General features: G+C 41.8%; 13 protein-coding genes. 4 read left to right on the top strand and 9 right to left on the bottom strand.

Annotated features, from left to right (window positions below; all coding sequences use genetic code 11):
* The first annotated feature begins 102 nt into the window (after positions 1-102).
* The gene (locus CJ263_RS03260; RefSeq protein WP_094995950.1) at positions 103-285 is read left to right on the top strand and encodes a hypothetical protein; all 183 of its coding nucleotides are present in this window, start codon (positions 103-105) and stop codon (positions 283-285) included.
* 91 nt (positions 286-376) lie between these two features.
* On the opposite strand, the gene CJ263_RS03255 is transcribed toward CJ263_RS03260, so the two are convergent.
* The 3 genes from CJ263_RS03255 to CJ263_RS03240 form a co-directional block, all read right to left on the bottom strand.
* Complete coding sequence (locus tag CJ263_RS03255; RefSeq protein WP_094995949.1) at positions 377-1,768, bottom strand: exonuclease domain-containing protein; 1,392 nt, start codon at positions 1,766-1,768, stop codon at positions 377-379.
* Between the two features lie 77 nt (positions 1,769-1,845).
* Complete coding sequence (locus CJ263_RS03250) at positions 1,846-4,143, bottom strand: FdhF/YdeP family oxidoreductase (protein WP_094995948.1); 2,298 nt, start codon at positions 4,141-4,143, stop codon at positions 1,846-1,848.
* Positions 4,144-4,791: 648 nt separating this feature from the next.
* Positions 4,792-4,989, bottom strand: a complete 198-nt coding sequence (locus CJ263_RS03240; RefSeq protein ID WP_233726888.1) for a hypothetical protein — start codon at positions 4,987-4,989, stop codon at positions 4,792-4,794.
* Between the two features lie 321 nt (positions 4,990-5,310).
* On the opposite strand from CJ263_RS03240, the gene CJ263_RS21215 reads away from it, so the two are divergent.
* The 3 genes from CJ263_RS21215 to CJ263_RS03230 are packed head-to-tail and all read left to right on the top strand — an operon-like array spanning position 5,311 to position 7,784.
* Positions 5,311-5,682: a galactokinase family protein gene (locus CJ263_RS21215; RefSeq protein ID WP_229702334.1), complete on the top strand. Its 372-nt coding sequence runs from the start codon at positions 5,311-5,313 to the stop codon at positions 5,680-5,682.
* Positions 5,676-6,410, top strand: a complete 735-nt coding sequence (locus CJ263_RS03235; RefSeq protein ID WP_229702335.1) for a hypothetical protein — start codon at positions 5,676-5,678, stop codon at positions 6,408-6,410. The genes CJ263_RS21215 and CJ263_RS03235 overlap by 7 nt, the downstream gene beginning before the upstream one ends.
* 15 nt (positions 6,411-6,425) lie before the next feature.
* Positions 6,426-7,784, top strand: coding sequence for a Gfo/Idh/MocA family protein (locus CJ263_RS03230; RefSeq protein ID WP_094995945.1), 1,359 nt, complete (start codon positions 6,426-6,428; stop codon positions 7,782-7,784).
* A gap of 317 nt (positions 7,785-8,101) precedes the next feature.
* Here the strand turns inward: CJ263_RS03230 and CJ263_RS03225 are convergent, their stop codons facing one another.
* The 6 genes from CJ263_RS03225 to CJ263_RS03200 form a co-directional block, all read right to left on the bottom strand.
* Positions 8,102-8,494, bottom strand: coding sequence for a hypothetical protein (locus tag CJ263_RS03225; protein ID WP_094995944.1), 393 nt, complete (start codon positions 8,492-8,494; stop codon positions 8,102-8,104).
* Between the two features lie 103 nt (positions 8,495-8,597).
* On the bottom strand, positions 8,598-11,738 hold the full coding sequence (locus tag CJ263_RS03220) for an efflux RND transporter permease subunit (protein ID WP_094995943.1): 3,141 nt from the start codon (positions 11,736-11,738) through the stop codon (positions 8,598-8,600).
* A 6-nt stretch (positions 11,739-11,744) separates the two neighbouring features.
* A complete protein-coding gene (locus CJ263_RS03215; RefSeq protein WP_094995942.1) occupies positions 11,745-12,950 on the bottom strand; it encodes an efflux RND transporter periplasmic adaptor subunit in 1,206 nt (401 codons plus the stop codon).
* Between the two features lie 2 nt (positions 12,951-12,952).
* Positions 12,953-14,404 carry an efflux transporter outer membrane subunit gene (locus CJ263_RS03210; RefSeq protein ID WP_094995941.1) on the bottom strand — a complete coding sequence of 484 codons (1,452 nt, stop codon included), beginning with the start codon at positions 14,402-14,404 and terminating at the stop codon, positions 12,953-12,955.
* A gap of 152 nt (positions 14,405-14,556) precedes the next feature.
* A complete protein-coding gene (locus CJ263_RS03205; protein ID WP_094999086.1) occupies positions 14,557-14,850 on the bottom strand; it encodes a DUF2188 domain-containing protein in 294 nt (97 codons plus the stop codon).
* Positions 14,851-15,040: 190 nt separating this feature from the next.
* Entirely contained in the window at positions 15,041-17,416 is a 2,376-nt protein-coding gene (locus CJ263_RS03200; RefSeq protein ID WP_094995940.1) for a DUF2309 domain-containing protein, read from the bottom strand.
* Between the last annotated feature and the right edge of the window lies 1 nt (position 17,417).

Genomic DNA, 17,417 nt, shown 5'->3' with positions numbered 1-17,417 from the left:
TCAATACGTCGCATATTTTTGTACTTTTAAAGAAAAGTAACTTAACAAGGTATTCCCACTATTGTAAAGGATGCCCCTTGTTGATTGCTGTTATCTTTAGGTATGCTAAAAAGTTTTATTAAGCGGATTGGAGTTATCAATTTTGTGATGCTCCTAGTTGTTCTTTCCATTATCATTGTGTCCGAGGTGATGTTCTTACAAGGACATAAATTGGAGGCAATTTTCATTGCTTTTTGGGCTCCCACCATTCTGGGTTTTATGAACTATTTAAAATATAGGGAATAGTGGAGCTGGTTCTTGGTTATTCCATCATCGTTGGACTTATCTTCATGGTCTGGTTGTATTTTGTAATACGGATGTATCACAAAATGAAGGACTAATCATATTCATACGCCTGCTCTTCCCTGAAAGGTATAATGCCTTTTGGGTTTTTACTAATGTAGGATTCTACGATTCTTTGGGTTTCCAAGGTGTTTTTCTGGCGTTTTAAGTAGGTTTCAAAATCATCTTGGACAACGAATGGTACGTCTGTGGGTATAAAGCCATATCCCATGTAAAGACTTTCCCTAACCAGTACGAAGCCATTCTCCTCGGGTTTTCTACCTTTCAGTTTAATTAGGTAATCGGATTTTGTCTCTTTCAATGAATGGATGGCTTTGGTGACCCTGTCATTATAGTTTTCCAAATGCACGATATCCGAACAAATTCCGATGCAATTTTTTATCCTAAAATGTGAGCAAGTGGCCACATTGTCCTGTAGGTGGCAATATTTTGGACATAGCTCAAAATCTTCACATAAAGCTTCCAGAAAAGCCCTGCATTCCGTAGTGCTATACAAGATCATTAGGGGATTTGGGGCCAAGTTCAACCTGTTGTATGCCAAATGCATGACCCCGTTCAGGTCCTCGTAACTAAAAATGGCATATTGTTGCACTTTGCGTTTTTGCGCCCGATTGAATTTTGGATAATGCCTCTTTATTTCGGCAGATTCCAACAAAAGCGCTATTAATTCGCTTCCCGTTTCCTCAAAGTCCAAGTATGTCGTTTCGGAACATAATGAGATTTCCTTCGTGGATTTATCATAGAAATGACCTAAAACCCTTTTTTTAATGTTAATGGCCTTTCCCACATAAATGATATGCCCTTTTTGATCCTTAAAATAATAAATGCCCGGTGTAGAGGGTAATTTTTCGAATTCCGTTTTGGATAAGGAGGGGGGCAAGGTCGCTTCCTGTGATTTGGCATTAAGAAAGGCCTTAAAAACTTTATCGGCACCCTGGGTTCTCAATAATTTGTGGAACAAGAGCATGGTGGCATGGGCATCACCGCGGGCACGATGTCTATCGGATAGGGGGATTCCAATGGCCGAACACAATTTTCCAAGGCTATAGGAATGGTAACCGGGAATTAATTTTCGGGATAACCGTACCGTACACAGCTTCTTTCTTGAAAATTCCATTCCAATACCCTGAAGTTCATTTTTAATGACGTTATAATCAAAGTTTACACTGTGTGCCACAAAAATGGTGTCTCGGGTAATTTCCAATATTTTGGAGGCTATCTCCTCGAGCTTCGGAGCATTCCTCACCATATCGCTATCTATGCCTGTTAGGGCGGTAATGAAATAAGGTATTTCACATTCAGGGTTTACCAGGGAGGTGAATTCATCTACTACCTCATGTCCATCATACTTAAAGATGGATATTTCGGTGATGCGATTTCCCTTTATTCCGTTTCCGGTGGTTTCTATGTCTACGATGCAATACAAAATATGGAATGAAGCAAGTCTCCATAAAGTTAGTTCAATTAAACGAAAGGGAGTAGGACCATGGGAAGGAAATTAGGTTATGCACCTCTTTCCAAATGAACAATAATGGATTTGCTAATGGGTGTATTACTTTTTTCGGCATAGTGATTATGGGGAACGATCATATTGGCTTCTGGAAAGTAGGCCGCCAGATTGCCCTGCGGAATGTTATAGGGGATAATCAAAAACCGTTTGGCCCGCCGTTCAATATTATCATAATTGCTTACAAGGTCTACGACATCTAAGGTCTTGTAATTGAATGTATCCATATCCCTTTGGTTCATAAAAAGTACGCGCCTTTCGTTTTTGATGCCCCTGTAACGGTCGTTGAGTCCGTATATAGTTGTATTGAACTGATCATGGGAGCGAATGGTCATCAAAATAAATTCATCTTGTTTTACGCTATGTTCGGCCAATTTACAAGTGCTGAATTGAGCTTTGCCGTTTTCCAGTTTGCTGAAATCCAGGTTTCTAACATTGTTGGGCAAGTAGTAACCGGTTCCTTTGGAGGCTTTCTGTACCGATTCAAAACCTTTTAGGGTTTCGGACATTTTTTGTCTGATGAGGTCATAATCATTACCCAGTTCTTTCCAGGAAACAGGATGGTCATTTTTAAAATAGGCGTTGGCGATACCTCCTATTATTTCTGGTTCGCTTTTTAGATGTTCCGATTTTGGTTTAAGGACTCCTTTGGTACGGTGTACCTTGCCCATACTATTTTCAACGGTCAGGAATCGGTCTTTGCCATGACTTTCATCCTTCTCTGACCTACCCAAAGTTGGGAGAATCAAGGCTGTTTTTCCCGTGATTAAATGACTTCGATTCAATTTGGTACTGATTTGCACGGTCAAGGAACAATTTTGAAGGGCTTCTGCCGCATACCTAGTGTCCGATACGGCGGAAACAAAATTGCCTCCGAGCCCCATAAATACTTTTGCCCTTCCTTCATGCATGGCCTCTAGCGCCTTTACCGTATCCATACCTTCTTTGTTGGGAGGAGTAAAGTCAAAGACACTTTTAATGGTCTCGTTCAGTTCTTCGGACACATGGTGCATTATACCTACAGTGCGATCACCTTGAACATTGCTGTGACCTCTTACCGGACAAGTACCAGCACCCGGTTTCCCCAGACTACCCTTAAGCAGTAATAAATTAACACATTCCTTAATATTGTCCACTCCATTTTTGTGCTGGGTGAGGCCCATGGCCCAACAAATAATAATTTTATTTTTTTCCGATAGTAGGGCAACAGTTTTGTCTATGGCCTCCTGGCGTACGCCGCAACGTTCCAAAAGTTCATTTTCCGTATACCGTTCCAAGTCTTTCTGGAAATCCTCGAACCCATCAGTATAAGTGCTGATAAATTGATGGTCCAACACCTTTTTACCGGTTTTTTCCAATTGTATCAACCTTTTCATAATCAGTTTGAGCAAAGCCACATCTTCATTTATTTTTACCTGAAGATGTATATCTGTCAAGGAGGTGCCTTTTGTGATGCCAGAAAAGGATTGAGGGTCTTTAAACCGAATCAACCCCGCTTCCTCCAAGGGGTTGATACTTATTATTTTTCCGCCGTTATTTTTACACTTTTCCAATGCGGACAACATCCTTGGATGGTTGGTGCCTGGGTTTTGACCGATGACCATAATTACCTCCGCCTCGTCAAAATCCTCCAGTTTTACAGACCCTTTTCCTATACCCAAGGTTTCTGATAGGGCGACACCGCTACTTTCATGGCACATGTTTGAGCAGTCTGGCATGTTATTGGTGCCATAAGCTCTAACGAATAGTCCGTACAGGAAGGCTGCCTCGTTGCTCGATCTGCCGGAAGTATAAAAAATGGCTTCGTCTGGAGATTCCATTGTTTTAAGCTGTTCGGCAATCAGGGAAAACGCTTCGTTCCACTCAATGGGCTCATAATGCAATGAACCTTCCTTTAATAGCATCGGACGTGTCAATCTTCCGCTCTTACCTATCTTAAAATCGGACCACGTAGAAATTTCTTCTACGCTATATTTTTTGAAAAAATCGGCATCTACTTTTTTGTATGTGGCTTCCTCCGCTAACGCTTTGGCGCCGTTTTCACAATATTCCCCAAGTTTGGACGGTTTTTCTGGATCGGGCCAAGCACATCCCGCACAGTCGAACCCATTCTTTTGGTTCATGTGCGACAAGGTAGATAAGGCCTCCAAGGCACCCATTTCCTTGAATGTATGTTGTAGTGCCACTTTAATGGCAGGAAGTCCTGCAGCAAAATTCTTTGAGTCCGTAAGCTCTATTCCAGTAAAATTGATATCACCGATGAGGGATATATTTCTTTTAAAAGGGGAGGACATAAATAAATGTTTCCCACTAAGGTATTACAAAGAATGGAAAATGAAGGTCGTCAAATGATTATTGGTAGACCTATACATGGGGTTTTGGAATTAATTTGGAATTTGAGACTCCTCAATATCAGCTAGTCGACCGCTGTTATCTTGTTCTATAACATTGGTAGTATTGTCATTAATGACAAATTCAGAGACCAGATCGGTTTCCTTGTTGCAAGAAGTTGAAATTACAAGAAGAAAAAAAGCAAGTAAAGCTAGACTAGGGAACTTGAAAAGGCTTATTTTCATTTAAATGAACACTAAAAATGAATCTTTGGTTAATTGGGTCGGCCAAAAATAGATTTTGAATTTATTTTAACGATTAAAAGAGCAATTTTTTCGATGAAATGCACACATAAAGTTATTAATAATGATTGTTAATAACTTTTATAGGTACCTTTTTTTCGGGAAAGTTTCTAAAGGTGGTTAAGATCGGGTCTGATATTCTGTACTTTTATTTGTGTGTTGTATTTTTCTACTTAATGCTCTTGTCCGAGTACAACTGCTCAGGACAATTTTTGAGTTGGTGGTTCAAGTTAATTTAGTAACTGTTTACTTTTTTAAAAATTAACGGATAGGTTTTAGAAGGGTTCTTGATTGTTGAGGAAAACGTAATTAAAGATTCACTTGAATCTCTCTCAATTTATTGGCTTGTTCCCTAAGTAGATTTTGAAATATTACCACAGTTCTTTCCTGATATTCTTCGGGAATTCTACCACCTATCATCCAATTTTTTTTGATAAACCTTTTGTCGTCCAGCTTAAACTCATTGCAAAGACAAGCCAGCGCTGCTTCGCGAGTGGTGTCGTTCATGTTACTGAACATGGTTTTAATGTTCTTAATCATCGGTATAGACGGTCGGTTATCAAATATAATTAAATATTAATATCACAGACCTAGTTTTAATCAACAGGTTTTTAACAACAGGTATTTAAGGACAAACCACAACTAACTGATTTAAAACTAGTAAGAATTATTTTTAGGTATTCTATTTTTAAAACAACCCATTTATTCCTAGGATAATATATTCGTGTTCGAACACAATTTTTGTATCATTGAAATGTGAAAGGAAACGCCTATAGGTTAGTGTGAAGAGTTTTTCAATATAGTATTTAGGTTCTAAAGATTTGATTATTGGTAAATAAGGAAATAAAAATAATTGCTCCGGGCAGAACTTGTTTGTTTGGAGATCATCAGGATTACTTGGGTCTACCGGTTATTGCCTGTGCCATAGATAGATGCATTCGTTTAACGGCAATTCCCAATGATGAGGAAGTGTTCAGAATTAAGATGAACGATATCAACACGTTTAGGGATATTCATATTTCTGAAGACTTTGCAAGATTAGAGGCCAGGGATTATTTTGGTTCTGCCCTACGGGTCTTAAAAAGAGAAGGATGCCTTCCCTATAAGGGGTACGATGTTACTATTTCAGGTAATATTCCGATCAATTCAGGGAACTCCAGTTCTTCGGCAGTTCTTTTGGCCTGGATCTTTTTTTGGTAGAGGCTTTTGGCGTAAAAAGTAATGTTACCCCAGAGTTTCTGGCGGAGTTAGGTTACAAGGCCGAGATACTTGAACATAAGGAACCGGGTGGAATGATGGACCATTTTAGTATCGCAGTGGGAGGTGTGGTCAAAATAGATACCAAAGCACCTTTCAAATGCGATGCTTTAACTACGAAATTGGACGGAATGGTTACCGGGGTTTCCGGTGTTCCCAAAGAAACCGTGGGGCTATTGGGAAGGGTGAAGGGCAATGCCGAAGAAGCCATAAGTATTATTTCAAAAAGGTTTAAGGATTTTGATATTGCTAAGGCAACTGTATCTGAAGTCGAAAAATATAAACCTTTTTTGCCAACTGAGTTAATACCCTATTTTACGGCCGCCATTGAAAATCATGAAATTACCCAATTGGCTTTGGTGGAATTTCAAAAAACCGTTTTAAATTTAGAAGAAATTGGTAGGTTGATGACTGTCCATCACACCATATTAAGGGACAAGCTAAAAATTACGGTTCCTAAAATTGATGCTATGATAGATACGGTAATGCAGCAAGGTGCCTATGGGGCAAAAATTGTAGGTTCCGGTGGGGGAGGCAGTATTGTTGTTCTTACGGAACCTGGAACTGAAAATAATATTGTAGAAGCTCTTTTGTCCGTTGGGGCAAAGGAAGCATATCCTATTCAGGTCGATGCCGGACTAAGGTCCCAAATCATGGCCGATTCTAATTAAAAAAACCTCATCCAAATGAAATCAAAATCTAGAAGACACTTTATTAAATCCACCACTTTAGCGGCCTCTGGAGCAGCCATTTGGCCTCAATTCTCCATGGGAATGAATTTTTCCACCCAAAAGCTACGGGTTGGGATGATAGGGGTAGGCCTTAGGGGTACCAACCATCTTAGGAACGTATTGCAACGAGATGATGTATCAGTGACCGCAATTTGTGATATCGATCAAGCCCGAATAAAAATTGCTTTGGATATGATTTCTGAAAAAGGGGATTCCAAGCCCCAAGTTTTTGGAAAGGACGATTTGGACTATAGAAACCTTTTGGAACTTAAAGAGGTGGATGCCGTAATTATTGCTACCCCATGGTTGTGGCATACCCGTATGGCAAAGGATGCCATGGAGGCGGGTAAATATGCCGGTTTGGAAGTATCCGCGGCAAATACTATGGAGGAGTGTTGGGATTTGGTGAATACCCATGAACGGACCGGAACCCATATGATGATTCTGGAAAATGTAAACTATCGCAGGGATATCTTGGCGGTTTTAAATATGGTCCGGCAAAATGTCTTTGGGGAATTGGTACACTTTAGATGTGGTTATCAACACGATTTAAGAGGTGTGAAATTTAACGATGGAAAAGAACCCTACGGTGAAGGTGTAGAATTTGGCGAGAAGGGTATTTCTGAGGCGAAATGGCGTACCCAGCATTCCCTTTTGAGAAATGCCGATGTGTATCCCACCCATGGTGTGGGCCCTATTGCGGTGATGTGCGACATTAATAGGGGTAATAGGTTTGTATCCTTAACTTCACATGCCACAAAGGGAATAGGATTACATAACTACATTGTGGATAAGGGTGGGGAAGATCATCCCAATGCCAAACTAAAATGGAAACAGGGAGACGTAATTACGTCCACTATAGATACGTCTAATGGAGAAACCATTATCGTGACGCATGACTGCAACCTTCCAAGACCCTATTCCTTGGGATTTCGGGTACAAGGTGCCAATGGACTATGGGAAGTGGATGGTAACAGAATATATATAGAAGGTCATTCCGAACCGCATCGTTGGGATTCTGCAGATGAGTGGTTAAAAAAATATGACCATCCTTTATGGCAAAAATATGGAGAGTATGCCACTGGTGCTGGACATGGTGGAATGGACTTTTTTGTTATCAATTCTTTTGTTGAATCTGCCAAAGAAAACATAGCTCCACCTATGAATGCCTATGACGCGGCGGCATGGAGTGCTATTACCCCGTTATCCGAACAGTCCATAGCCAATAATGGGGAGCCCCAGGATTTCCCTGATTTTACACGGGGAAATTGGGTAAAAAGAAAACCTTATAATTGGATAAAGGATACTTTTTGAATATAAAGAATGGCAAGGCGGATGGTTTATATAACTCAAATTGCGGACCTCGTGTCGCGGACTAAATTTCGGTAGACCATCCTTCGCTAAAAATTGCAGGATAGAATCTGATTCTTCAAAATATTGAGACACAGAAGGAAGGTGTTCTAAATATTCTCTAAAACCAAAATTTCAAGGGTACGAGGCGTACCAATCATTTTAGAAAAGTTATTAAAGTAAAGGGAAATGCCCAAGCCAAAATTGCTTCCCATTGACATTTCGATCTGAGAAAATATTTTGGCTTACTTGTAAAAGGAGTTGTTTAATTCAATCAAGATTTAAGAGGCATTTTTTAGCTCCACCTCATTGAGCAAAAAGCCTATGTTTTCAATGTTCGCAACGTGATAACTGATCAAACGATTCAATGACATCATGTAACTTAGTTGCTTTGAATCTTTTTTAAACCCGTTATGAGAGATTATCTCCTGTAGGTTTTCCGTTATTTCGTTTACGATGGAATCCGTGGTGTTGCCAGGGTTTACATTGATATGCCGAAGTGTTTCGGCTATTTCCACTTCATTCTTACAACTTATTTTTAGGTAATCCTCCAGAATCACCTTTCTTCGTTCGCTCAAAAAACTGATATCACTATCGTTGAAATAATGGTTTACTTGTTTTGAAATAGCATAGAGATTGCTTAATTCCTTACCTAATAATTCTTCCTTGTCCATGGTGTCTTCTTTTGTTTTGATTCAATGTATTGGAACTTGCTGAATTTTAGTAATTCAAAAAGCAATTTTTATGACGCTTAACGTTTAGAGAGGAGAGCCTTAGCTACGCCTCAAGAACATCGACCCGTTTCACCGTACTACCTTTTTTACGCATAAGTTTTATGTCTTCCAGAACCAAATAAAGACAAGGTACGATCACTAGGATGATCGTGGTGGCAAAAATGATTCCGAAACCTAACGAAATGGCCATGGGTATTAAATAAAATGCCTGACTGGAAGTCTCAAGAATTATTGGTGCCAATCCGCCAAACGTGGTCATCGTTGTTAGGATAATGGGCCTGAACCTGCGAAGTCCGGCTTCATGAATGGATTCATATATGGAGTCTCCTGCCAATCGGCGTTTATTTGCATAGTCTATCATAATAAGGGAATCGTTTACAACTACACCTGAAAGGGCTATAACCCCCATGAGACTGACCAAGGAGAGGTCGTACCCTAATAAAATATGACCTATAACAGCACCCACGATTCCGAACGGAATGGCCGTCATCACGATCAATGGTTGGGTGTAACTACTAAAAGCTATGGCCAAGAGTGCGTATATCAATAACATGGCAATGGAAAATCCGGCCTTTAACGTATTGGTACTTTCCCGCATATCTGCCTGGCTACCTTCAAAGGTCCAGGTGGTGCCCGGGAAATCACTTCTGAGTTGGGGCAGGACCTCTTCTTGCATGGAGGCCAACACCCTACTAACGGAATTGGCAGGCTCCACGTCCATCCCTACATTGACGACCCTTCTACCATCCCTTCTGTTTATACTCGTAAATGCCTCGCGCTGCTCAACTTCCACCACATCCATTAAGGGAACTTCAATCCCGTCCGAAGTGCGAATAAGAAAGTCTTGCAGATTTTTAATGTCCTTGCGCTCTTCTAGCGGTAGTTTTACCCGAACCTCTATCTCGTTCATGCCCCTTAGTTGGCGCATGGCCAATGCCCCAAAGAAGCCGTCGCGAACTTGCCGACCAATTTCATCTGAAGTTAGGCCGAGGTTTCTTCCTTGCGGTAGAAGTTTAAAATCATATTGTAATTTCCCCTTATTGTAATTATCGGTAACATCGCGTGTATTGGAAAAGGCCTTCATTCGCTCCACGAAAGAAGCACTCGCACGCTCTAACACATCGATGTCCGAATGGCTCAAATCCACACTTATTGCCTGTCTGGCGCCTCCGGGCCCACGCTCCGCCTCAAACGTAATTTGGTCTACGCCTTGAATGTCCCCTATATTATCACGCCAAAGGGCAATCATTTCCCCTGCGGTGATATCACGTTGGTCCGGCGGCAACATGACGATTTCTACATCAATAAAGTTTTGTCCCCTTACGTTGGTTTTTATACCTTCCGCAACTTCGTAAAGATTATGTTCTTCGAACATACGTTGTGTGGCATCGGAAATTTCATTCGCAACTTTTGCGGCCTGGTCCGGTGTCGTTCCTACGGGAAGCCTCACCCCGCATTCAATTTCATCAGCGGCAACTTCTGGCATCATTATCATGCCCATGTGGCCACTATAACCATATCCGCCAACGATCAATAATAACGTAACGGCCGCACAAAGTGTGATATATCTGTATTGAAGGCATTTGTCCAGAATAGGCCTGTATCTTTTTTCGATGAAGTTATCAAAGCCTTTGGCAAAAGCCCCTTGCCAACCTTCCAATTTTCGGACCCATTTATTTTTGTTCTTTTCCTTTTTTAAGTGAGCCAAGTGGGAGGGAAGTATAAATAGTGCCTCTATCAAGGATACAGAAAGTATTACGATGACCACAGCTGGTAAGGGCTGCCAAAATTTGCCGGTTTCCCCGGGCATAAAAAGCAGGGGTACAAAAGCAATAATGGTGGTTACAATACTAAACGTAACCGGTAACGAGACATCCTTGGTACCTTCAATGGCAGCTTTAATGGGGCTAAGACCCTTTTGCCTGTACTCGTACACGTTTTCACCAACCACAATGGCATCATCCACCACAATACCTAGAACTACCAAAAATCCGAACATAGATATCATATTTACGCTGATTCCTATCAATGGCAGTAAGATCATTCCCCCGATAAAGGAGACCGTCATGCCCATCATGACCCAGAATGCCAGTCTGTATTCCAAAAATAGGGTTAATATGACCAATACGATCAAGATGGCAAGCACCCCATTCTCGGTCAATAGGGAAAGTCGCTCTTCATAATCCGCCGCCCTGTTGCTATCCGTTCTATATTTTATGCCGGGTGGTAATTGGAAATCATCCAAGATACCTTGTACTTCCTCTGCAATTTTCAATGGGGATTGATCACCAATTCTAAAGATTCGAAGTTCCACGTAATTTTCTTGGTTGAACTGACCATGAAAACCGATTTCCTCAAAACCGTCCGTAATCGTCGCGATGTCCCTAAGAAGTAACTTGGCACCATCACTGGAAGAAACGATAGTAATGTTGCCGAACTCTTCGGCCCATTGTTTCCTTTCCTGCATACGCAGTAGAATTTCCCCACTTTGTGTTTGTACCGCTCCAGCGGGAACATCGCTACTGCTTTGTCTGATGATATCCGCGATTTGGCCCAAGGTAAGATTATACTTTTGCAGGTTTTTACGCGGTACTTCTATCCGGGTTTCATATTCTGGAACGTTACCTAGTTCCACCTGGGTAATTTCTGGATTGTTCAGTAAAATGGTCCGTAATCGTTCCGCAAGCTGTCTTAGCGTCCAGATATCCGCATTTCCGAACAGCCCAATTTGAATTACATCCCTCTGGCGGTTTTGGAGGGCTACTTCGGGTTCCTCAATGTCATCGGGGAAGGTCCGTATTCTGTTGATGGCCTGGTCAATATCCTGAAAGGCCCTCATTCTTTCGGTGCCTGCCACCAATTCAATGGTAACTTGTCCCGATCCCTCACGTGCTTCGGACACAATTTCCTTTATCCCATTGACGCCTCGAACAGCTTCTTCCACAGGTTGCAAAATTCCCTGTTCTACCTCTGCCGGGGACGCGCCCGGGTAGGCAACGGATACCTCTACGAAATCCAATTGGAATTCCGGGAAAACTTCCTTTTGAATGGTGTACATCGTAAAGATTCCACCACACAACAACAATAACATCAATAAATTTGTAGCAATGGAATTTCGGGCCATATAGGCGATGGCACCTTCCTTTCTTGGGCTATTTTTTTGGGCCTTTTCTTTTTCTTCCATGGATTTTTATTCTGATGTATTCTCCGTTTTTGTTCCTTCGGTACGTAAGCCAATACCGTTACTTACCGTGCTCAAATCTGTTGTGACCACTTTGTCGCCAGTTTGTAATCCGTTTGATATATAGGCATATTGGTCATCCGTCAGGGCGATATCCACTTCTCGAATTTCCAACTTGTCATCCTTCATCACCCAAACGGTCTCACTACTGCGAACTAGACCTTTATCTATCCGTACTACATTTTTAACAGGGTTGGCGTTGATGAAAACATCCACAAAGGAACCTATGATCAACATAGGTTTAGTTTCAGAACTTGTTTTTTGACCTAGCGGATCCTCCACACGTACCAATACACGGGCCAATCTGGTCTGCCCGTCCAGTGCACCAATTTGGCGGTCTAAAAAACCTTCCCTATAGGTTCCCTTAGGCCAGGTAGTGGGATTTTCTATTCGTACTGTAGATCCTTGGTCGGAACTGTTTTTTGGGAATTTCAACCATTGCAGTTTGGATACGGGAACCGTGGCGACGACCCAGTAATAATCCGTTCCTACGATTCTGCCCAAGTTATCGCCCTGCGAAACCTGTGATCCCTTGGAAACATTTTGGGTAAGAATATGTGCGTCAAAAGGCGCCCTTATCGTTGTTCTTTCGAGATTGAGTTGGGCCTGTTTTACCGAAGCCTTGGCAGCTTCAATTGTAGCTTTTACCGCGTTTAATTGTGGTTTTCTAAGTACGAGCTGTCGTTCTTCGTCCGATAAAGGATTGCTGCCAAACAAGGAATCGTCCACGATAAGCTGAAGGTCTTGGGAAGCGATTTGTTGCCGGCCCATTTCGGTATCGAGCGTAGTTTGGGACTGTAACAATTCACTTTTACGGAGTGCCAGGGTATTTTCATAATCCGATGGATCTATCTGAAGCAAAACCTGATTCTTTTTTACATATCCCCCAGGAGTAAATGCTTGGTCCCTTCTAATGATTTGACCGGATACCAAGGAACTCAATTGTACATCCTCTACAGGTTGTACGGTGCCTGTGGCCACGATTACCGGTTCAAAGGTGCCCTGTTCCACTTCCGTTACATCCACCAACATGGCAGTTTCTACAGTGGCACCTTCCGTTTTGGCCTCAGGTTCGGTGGAAAAAATGAGGATGGTCACGGCTACACCGGCCACTAAAATTCCCAAGCAAATCCACAGTATTTTTTTATTGGTCATATTTATCTAGTTTTTTCCATGTCAATTTCCCGATACGTTTCAAAACCGCCCGCCAAGGCACGGTATAAATCTATCCGAATCTGAATTTGTTGTAATTGTGCGTCCAAATAATCCCTTCTTAGCTGTTGTTCAGAATTCAAACCAAGGAGCACGTCCAAGTATGGACTGAAACCATTTAGAAACTCCACGCGCAATTGTTTGTTACTTTTTTCGGCTAATTCCAGCTGCCTTTCAATATTTTCCAAACGCTCTTTTTGCATGATGTCTCTCGTAACCCCGTTTTCCACTTCTTGGAAAGCTATAAGGGTGGCCTGACCGTATTCATAAAGTCGTTGGCGTTTAATGGCTTCGGTTCTGTCTACCTCGGCACTTAACCGTCCTCCATAAAATAATGGGGCCAACAAATTACCGGCGATGGAGTAGGCCCAATTCTTAAAAAGGTTGTCAAAATTATTGGAACGTAGCTGACCTCTGGCACTCAGGGAGAGTCTTGGATATTTATTTTTTACCGATGAGGCCATATCCCGATCCGCCGCCAATAACAGTGCATAGGAACGTTGTATGTCCGGTCTTCTTCTTACCAACTCCAAGGGTAGTCCCGTTTTGGGCAGTTGGTTGAGCGTAGGCAGGGGTTTGGACTCCAATTGAAGGCCTTCTTGCGGCTGCCTGCCTAGAAGTACGGCGAGTTGATTTTCTAAAAGTTTCACATTGGTTCTGAAAATTATCCGTTGTTCCTTAGTGCTTTCCAATAATTGTGCTTGCCGTAAGATATCCACGGCCCTAATTTGACCCCCTACAAATCTGGAGCGTATCAATTTGATGATATCCTCATTTACGGCTATCTGCTCTTCCGTAATCTGCAATTGCTTTTTTGCGGCCACCAATTGATACCATGTGGAAGCAATTTGGGCGGACAAGGTAATGGCCGCCGTTCTGTAATCAAATAATGTGGCCTCCGCCCGAAGTTTTTCGGCCTGCACGGCGGTACGGATCCTACCCCATAAATCCACCTCGTAGGAAGTAGAAAGTCCTAACTGGGTGTTTTCACCACCTACAAAATCCGGTTCCGGGAAATTACGTGCTGTCTGTGCCGAAGCGTCTATCTGTGGCCATTTATTGGAGGCCTGTCTACGCACTACGGCTTTGGATGCCATAAACTGTTCCCATACGGCCGCAAGATTCATATTGGAACGGAGGGCACTATCAATTAATATGTTCAATTGTTCATCTTCAAAGGCAGTCCACCATTTTTCCTCTAAGGCCATGTTGCCGGCAGGTGAAAATTCTTGGACATTTTCAATAGGAAGGGAGACGTTGGTATACTTCGGAGAACAGCCTAAAAAAATAAGTAAGGAAAATAGAAAATATGCAATGGTTTTTCCTTTATTGCTGGGTTGCTTAAAGGGTGTGATTTTTAGGAATGTGCGGATAGCTGGTTGGAGTATCTGTGGCATACGCCATAAAATAACCCTTTTACAGGAATTTGTGTATTAACAAAAACTTAAAAATGAATGATTTACGGCAGTGGGATGAAATGAGTTAAAGGTTGCCTGTAAAAAGCACCGTGAATACTCCACCTAAATAGATGTCAGAAGGATGTGTTTGATTAAGTGTCTTGTTTTGAATAACTTATTCTGTCACGAATTTCCCCATTTTCCCGGTGAATGATGACGTCCGCATTATATTTTCGGGCCAATTTTTTGGCTTTTTCTAAGGCCGTACTCTGTTTTCTATGCTTGCTGGTAATACGCTTATTTCCTTCGCGGCGAACGGCCCAAGCATTTTCGTAGGGAACTACATGTTGGTTCCAAGTCCGTTTCCGATTTAGGCTTCGGGAGCTGTTGAAAAATACTTCCAGGAGTTCTATTAGGGTGCGTAACCAAGATTTAGTGGTTGCCATTTTTTTATTCTTAATTCCGAATATAGCAAAATACATTGTTTTACAATGCCAAATCATTTGGATTCCATTTCAAACAATTAGTTTAGAAAGTTTTCCAATAAAAAAAGCCACCGTTTCGATGGCTTTTAAAAGTGGATGTCATATGTTTTTAGTGATGCTAAAACAAAAACTAAAGATACTGGCCCATTGGTTAAACACTTACTTCTTCATATGTATTGCTTGTCAAAGATTTATGGGTCTCTTTATATTTTTCTTTAATGGAAGCAAGTTGACTTGGTGCCCATAAGGTCTCGGATTTGGTTTCCGGATCCATGATGATGAGGTGGAGCCATTCATTCGTAATCAGGGATTTTAACGATTCGTTTCGATGTAAAATTTTGTTCACTCTTTTTCGTGGAGCGTTAATGACCACGGTCAGCCTTAACGGCGGGTGATATGGGTTGTCCTTTTCTTCATAAAGGGATTCCCAGGGAAGACCACGCTTAAGGTCACCACCATTACCCTGCACCACACCAAACTTCCCTGTAACATTGTGTGTGGTCTTGGTTCCTGCTCCAAAGGCATCGTTATCTACCGTAGAGAAATAATAATGGTTGTTGATCCATTGGGTCACTACCATGGGACCTTGCATAATAGCTTCCAATGATTTTCCATCCTGATCGGTATTCCAATCATAGGAATGTAAAAAACAGCGTCCTTCCAAATTGTGATTCTGAGTCATTTTTCTTGGACCGATGATAAAACTGGCATTTTTGGCAAGTCCCCATTCCGGGCGGGTTTCCCCCCAATTGCTCGCTTTTAATTGAGCCAATGAAACACTATTCGTTTTATGCCCGAGTCTTTCTTGTGTGGCCGAAACTTGCGCCTTTTTAAAATTTATCTTGAGATTGGCCAAAGACTTTTGGTGTGACTTTGGCGTATCTGAATCAAAAAGTACTATTTCATCCGTAGTGGTATTATGTTCCGCCCCCACAAAAAGGGTCGTTTCAGGAATCTTTATGTCATGTTCCTCAATAAGCGATTTTCTTACCTCACTGTCATTGGCAAGCTTGGCCAACATCCTTGCATTGTGCCTTCCCGGGGTAGCGGCACAGGCGCCACAGTCCAAACTAGAACCAAATGGGTTGTTGGCGGAATGGCTTCCGTGTCCCACAAAGATCACTAGCGGTGCAAAATTCTTCCATCCCATTAGAGCGAAAGCCGATTTAACAATGTTTACTTTTTCCGCTAAAGGAATTGAAGTATTTACCGAATCGTTGTTGTCCGTATGTTTTATTTCGGGTGTACAGACCGCTTCATAGGCATTTAGTTCTTTGTTTTTCCATCGATATACGCTTTTTGAAAAAAGTGTCCTTAAGGTTAGATTGACGCCGTAGAAGAATCCAGATCCCTCAACAAAACCAAAGGTGGAAGGCAACATATTTTTCATTCGCTTAAGGAAATAGTTCCAAAAATTCCTTACTTCGTTTTTATGGTCAAAGCTTTTTTTGGAACCTTTTTTCTCTGTTTTGGCTTTTTCGGAAACAACGTAGCTGGAATCTAAAATTGGGGGACAGGCCTTTTGGGAAAGTCCGCTTTTCGGGTTTTGATAGTCCATTGCGATACCAAAAAAACCTGCATAACCAAAGGTTTCGTAGTTTCCATGGTTTTCAACGTGTCTACGGATAAGTTCTGATCGTGTATCGATACAAAATACCATTTGTGCATCGGTATCAAATTCCGAGGGTGCAGAAGTCTCAATGGACGAATTTTTAAGGGTTTGTAGAAGTTGTTTTTGCCAACTTTTTTCCCAAGCCAAGAGCCATAAATATGACAATTCCGAAATGGTATTTTTAGAATCTATTCTTACCTCATTTGTTATAAGGGAACCTCCCAGTTTTTTATTTGCCCAGAGCCTTATGGCCAAATAGTCCTTAAGTGTTATAGGGGCTTCTCGCTGCCAAGTGGGTAGGTTTTTCACCCTATGTTTAGTGTAACCTGTCCAGCCCGGTAGGGCCACTAAATGGTGTTCAAAGGCTTTCATGATTTCCTCGTCGGAAAGTCCGTTCAAAACCATTTCAAGGGCTTCATCGCTGGTTTTGGGAATCATGGTTATGCGCACGGGGCCGAGACTTTCATCAAATGTGGCCAGTTTTCTCCAGGCCGTATAAAACCCGTACGACTTGTAGGGCATTTGCCATTCAGCCAGACCTTCGTCCATAAAGGAGGAAAGCCATTTGACCATATATTGATCGAGTCTATGTTCAGAATTTTCGGTTCTTGTGGATGCCTGCTTTGACATTAATTCCAAATAATACTCTGGGGACTGGGAATACCCCTTTTCTTGTAATATTTTTTGTATTTCCAAAGCGTCTATGGCTCCACTTTTTAAAGCATTTTTATAAACGTCCGCTTTTGGAAACATGTCTGCACCTAAAAGGGTGCTGGCATGTTGTGTTGCCTGGAAAAAATGCTCTTTTTCAAATCCGTTAAGGGGATTTGAGGTCACAAATGAATAAAGGGGCCAAGTGTTGCCAACATATTCAGATGCTTTATCTATGAGGATGTCAATGTCCAATTGATTCATG

The organism is Maribacter cobaltidurans, from assembly GCF_002269385.1.
In the GTDB taxonomy this organism is placed as follows: domain Bacteria; phylum Bacteroidota; class Bacteroidia; order Flavobacteriales; family Flavobacteriaceae; genus Maribacter; species Maribacter cobaltidurans.
Note: the sequence above shows the minus strand (reverse complement) of the source record. Positions and strands in the feature narration are given on the sequence as shown.

Coding starts and splice junctions, on each gene's coding strand:
- CJ263_RS03260 (WP_094995950.1), top strand. CDS start 103: ATGCTAAAAAGTTTTATTAAGCGGATTGGAGTTATCAATTTTGTGATG.
- CJ263_RS03250 (WP_094995948.1), bottom strand. CDS start 4,143: ATGTCCTCCCCTTTTAAAAGAAATATATCCCTCATCGGTGATATCAAT.
- CJ263_RS03225 (WP_094995944.1), bottom strand. CDS start 8,494: ATGGACAAGGAAGAATTATTAGGTAAGGAATTAAGCAATCTCTATGCT.
- CJ263_RS03210 (WP_094995941.1), bottom strand. CDS start 14,404: ATGCCACAGATACTCCAACCAGCTATCCGCACATTCCTAAAAATCACA.
- CJ263_RS03230 (WP_094995945.1), top strand. CDS start 6,426: ATGAAATCAAAATCTAGAAGACACTTTATTAAATCCACCACTTTAGCG.
- CJ263_RS03200 (WP_094995940.1), bottom strand. CDS start 17,416: ATGAATCAATTGGACATTGACATCCTCATAGATAAAGCATCTGAATAT.
- CJ263_RS03240 (WP_233726888.1), bottom strand. CDS start 4,989: ATGAACGACACCACTCGCGAAGCAGCGCTGGCTTGTCTTTGCAATGAG.
- CJ263_RS03220 (WP_094995943.1), bottom strand. CDS start 11,738: ATGGAAGAAAAAGAAAAGGCCCAAAAAAATAGCCCAAGAAAGGAAGGT.
- CJ263_RS03215 (WP_094995942.1), bottom strand. CDS start 12,950: ATGACCAATAAAAAAATACTGTGGATTTGCTTGGGAATTTTAGTGGCC.
- CJ263_RS03205 (WP_094999086.1), bottom strand. CDS start 14,850: ATGGCAACCACTAAATCTTGGTTACGCACCCTAATAGAACTCCTGGAA.